4 protein-coding genes are annotated in these 3,758 nt (G+C 57.2%); all 4 read left to right on the top strand.

The window, feature by feature from the left end; genetic code table 11:
- The coding region (locus tag SMC5_RS06680) for a helix-hairpin-helix domain-containing protein (protein ID WP_279386318.1) at positions 1–1,527 on the top strand (1,527 nt) is incomplete at its 5' end.
- A gap of 211 nt (positions 1,528–1,738) precedes the next feature.
- Positions 1,739–2,188, top strand: coding sequence for a ribosome maturation factor RimP (locus tag SMC5_RS06685; RefSeq protein ID WP_165849003.1), 450 nt, complete (start codon positions 1,739–1,741; stop codon positions 2,186–2,188).
- Positions 2,178–3,266, top strand: a complete 1,089-nt coding sequence (gene nusA, locus SMC5_RS06690; RefSeq protein ID WP_119120089.1) for a transcription termination factor NusA — start codon at positions 2,178–2,180, stop codon at positions 3,264–3,266. The genes SMC5_RS06685 and nusA overlap by 11 nt, the downstream gene beginning before the upstream one ends.
- Positions 3,244–3,758 (top strand): translation initiation factor IF-2 N-terminal domain-containing protein (locus SMC5_RS06695; protein WP_207799120.1); only part of this gene is annotated, 515 nt, incomplete at its 3' end. The genes nusA and SMC5_RS06695, both read left to right, overlap by 23 nt.

The raw sequence follows: 3,758 nt of genomic DNA on the forward strand, positions 1-3,758 counted from the left end.
ACCATCAAGGCCGGTGGTATCCAGAAGTACATCGACCGCAAGAATGGCAAGGAGAAGGTCAACTACTACCATCCGAGCATTGAGGGCATCCTCAAGCCGACTTATGGTATCATCGTGTACCAGGAACAGATCATGCAGATCGCCAACCGCATGGCCGGGTTCACGATGCAGGAAGCAGACATTCTGCGCAAGGGCGTGTCGAAGAAGAAGGCCGACATTCTGGCCAAACAACGGGCCGTCTTCGTCGAGAAATCGATCGAGAAAGGCGTCCCGAAGAAGACCGCCGAGGACGTGTTTGCCCTTATTGATTTTTTCGCCGGCTACGGGTTCAACAAGTCCCACGGGGTCGCCTACGCCATCATGGTCTACCGCACGGCGTGGCTCAAGACCCACTATTTCATTCAGTACCTGACGGCCCTCATGAATTCGGGCATCGATACCGAAGATCGTCTCAAGGAACTGGTCGCCGAGTGCCGTAGCAAGAACATCCCCATCCTTCCACCGGATATCAACAAATCTGACAAGCTGTTCACGGTGGAGACACAGACTGACGGCTCTCAGGGCATCCGTTTCGGTCTGCTTGCCATCAAGAACCTGGGCTCAAAGGCGATCGACGAGATTATGGAGGAGCGGTCCAACCGCGCCTATTCGACGTTCAAAGATTTTCAGCGACGTTCCGGTGGTGGCAAGGTCAACCGAAAGTCCGTCGAATGTCTCATCAAGGCCGGGGCGTTCGAGACCCTGGGTGAGGACCGGGTGACCGTTCTCAGGGAATTCAACAACCAGAACGGCAAGGCACCGATTGTAGACGATTCGACGACGGGCCTGTTTGGCGGGTCGGTGGGCGAACCCGGGGCCTCCGCTTCCTCGTGCGATACAGCGGGTGCGGCGGCGATGGAGAAGGAAGCGTTTGGGTTCTTTTGCTTCTGCAGCCCCTTCCAGCAGTACGAGTCACTCCTGGCCAAGTACAACGCGAAGCGCGTTTCGGACTGCGCGGATTGTGACGACGGATCCACCGTCACGGTCATGGGCCTGCTCACATCCGCGAAGACCGCCAAGTCCAAGGCAGGTCACCCCTACGGTAAGTGCACGCTCGAGGACGACAGCCGCAAGGTGGAGCTGATGGTGTTCGAGTACGTCCTCGGGCAGTTCCAGCCGTGCTTCGACCGCGAGGGAGCCATCGTCCTGGAGGCGAACGTGCGCATGGATGGTGACGAATTGTCTCTGACGGCCAGGAAATTTATCGACTTCGTGACGCCCGAACAGGCAAAAGGCTCGAAGCTCGTTTCTGTGACCCATCCAGTGCTCAAGCTCAGAATGACGGAAGAACAGGTGAACAGCGAGATACTCAAGGATGTTCTCCTCCTCACGCACCATTATCCGGGCAAAGAGCATTGGCGCATCCTCTACCGCAACGGAACCGAGCACTGTCTGGAAGTCGGCAACAAGCACTGGGTCACTATTACACCCGCGCTCCTGAAGGGACTTGCCAAGATCCTTGGCCCCAGCGGGGTAGACTACTCGTAACGGCGGATCCGAGCGTCTCGCCAAGTTGTAAAGGAAATTGAGGTTGTCATTCCGACATTCATAGGTATACTATTTAGCGTAATGTCATGAACGTGACAAGTAACTGAGCGACATGACGTCCGAAAGCCCTGCTTTCGGACGTTTCATATTAGTGGAAAGCGAAAAGTGGGCGCGCGAGCGAGCCACTTTTTTGTTTCACATGGAGAGATGTATGGACACGAGGTTTGAGGATATTGTGCTGCTGGAGGTGGCGAAGAGCAATACCACGCTCGTCGCCATCGAGAACGCTCCGGGCATGGCGAGCGTTGTGCTCATGACGCCGGGGAGAGACATCTCGGTCGATGAGATTGCGAGCGTCAGCCGGGCGATCAGTCATGCGTTCATTGAGTTGTATGGCGACGATTATTTGCCTGCGTTCGAGGTGACAAGCCCCGGACTAGACCGCGTTCTCAAGACGGCGCGGGAGCTGGAGCTCTTCGCCGGCAGGCTCGTGCGCGTGGCGACCAAGGAATCCAGGGAGTCGATCATCGGAACGCTGGGAGCATTGAGTGGGGACAGCCTGCACGTGATGGTGCTCGGTGTAGACCGTGCGTTCGATATGCGGCAGGTGACGAAGATCTCGTTGTGGGACGAGATATTGGGAGGTGCGTATGAGGGATGAGCTCCAGAGTGCCATCTATGAGCTGGAGAAGGAACGGGGAATCTCCAGGGAATACATCGTGACGGCGATCAAGGAAGCCTTCGAGGCGGCATACCAGCAGCAGTACCAGAAAGACAACTTCCTGGTGAAGGCTGACACGGGTACCGGCCTTGTCCGGCTCTATTCGCGCAAGACGGTTGTGGCCAAGGTCACGGACAGCGACAGTGAGATCACGCTGAAGGACGCCCGTAAGGCGGAGCCAGATGCGAAGACCGGGAATGACGTGCTCATCCAGGTCAAGATCGAGCAGCTCCCCCTGGCGGTGATTGTGAAGGCACGCAAGTTCATCGATGACAAGATCAAGGAACGTGAGAACGACCTGGTCTATGAGCGCTTTCACTCACAGGTGGGCACTCTGGTCAACGGCGAGGTCCTGCGCCAGAACAAAGAGGGATTGCTTATCAACCTTGCCCGGTGCGAGGGAATCATGCCGAAGGATCAGCAGATTCCCGGCGAACGGCTGCGCTTTCAGGGTGTCGCCAAGGCGCTCATCCTGTCGGTCGACAAGTCATTGCAGGGACCACGCGTGGTCCTGACACGGTCACATCCGGACTTCATCCAGCGTCTCATAGAACTGGAGGTCCCCGAGGTCGGCTCAGGTCTCGTCGAGGTCAAGCGTATCGTCCGCGAGGCGGGCCAACGCGCAAAGGTCGCCGTCTTCAGCCGCGATCCTAAGATCGATCCAGTGGGCGCAGTCATTGGGCCGATGGGTGGACGCATTCGTGCAGTATCGCGTGAGATCGCGTTTGAGCACATTGATGTCATTAGATATGATCCAAATCCCGCGAAATACGCAATCAACGCTTTCAGCCCCGCCAAGGTGCTGGACGCAGAACGCAGGCCGGAGGACGGCACCTTCGTGGTGCACGCCACCGCTGAGGCGTTCCCCGTCGCCCTGGGTAAGGGCGGGGTCAATGTCCGGCTCGTAGAGCGGTTATTGGACGCGAAGGTGGAACTCGTTCAGATAGAGGAAGGGCAGCCGCAAGCGGCCCCAACCCATGAGGCAGGTGAGACGCATGAAGAAAGTACGAATCTATGAGCTCGCTAAAGAACTGAATCTGAAGTCGGCACGCATGCTGGAGATCCTGGCTGAGTTGGGGATTCCGGCGAAGGGTGTGGTCGGTACGATCGAAGAGGAAACAGCAATCCTTGTCAAGGAGATTGTTGACAAGGAGAAGGCCGCCTCGTCGGAGGTCAAGAACGAGACCCCAAAGGCAGCCAAGGCGACCCCCAAGGCTGCACCTGAAAAGGAAAAGGAGAAACTTACGCCCGCACCCGTCGAACCTGTCATCACCGTAGAGAAGTCCAAAGCATTTGTCGAGTCTGTCACCTATATGGCTTTTGCCAAGCAGTTTGACCTCAAGCAGCAAGAGCTCAACACCATGATGCTCAAGAATGGTATCCCGGTGCGCGAGTGTGGTCTGCTGGACCCCGACGACGCCGACTACCTCGCCCGTATTCTCGGCGAGAACTATGCCCCGCCATCGGACAAGTTCATGAAGTCCTTCGAGACGCGCCCGCCTGTCGTGAC

Source organism: Candidatus Cryosericum odellii (genome assembly GCF_003570935.1).
In the GTDB taxonomy this organism is placed as follows: domain Bacteria; phylum Caldisericota; class Caldisericia; order Cryosericales; family Cryosericaceae; genus Cryosericum; species Cryosericum odellii.

Coding starts and splice junctions, on each gene's coding strand:
- nusA (WP_119120089.1), top strand. CDS start 2,178: ATGAGGGATGAGCTCCAGAGTGCCATCTATGAGCTGGAGAAGGAACGG.
- SMC5_RS06685 (WP_165849003.1), top strand. CDS start 1,739: ATGGACACGAGGTTTGAGGATATTGTGCTGCTGGAGGTGGCGAAGAGC.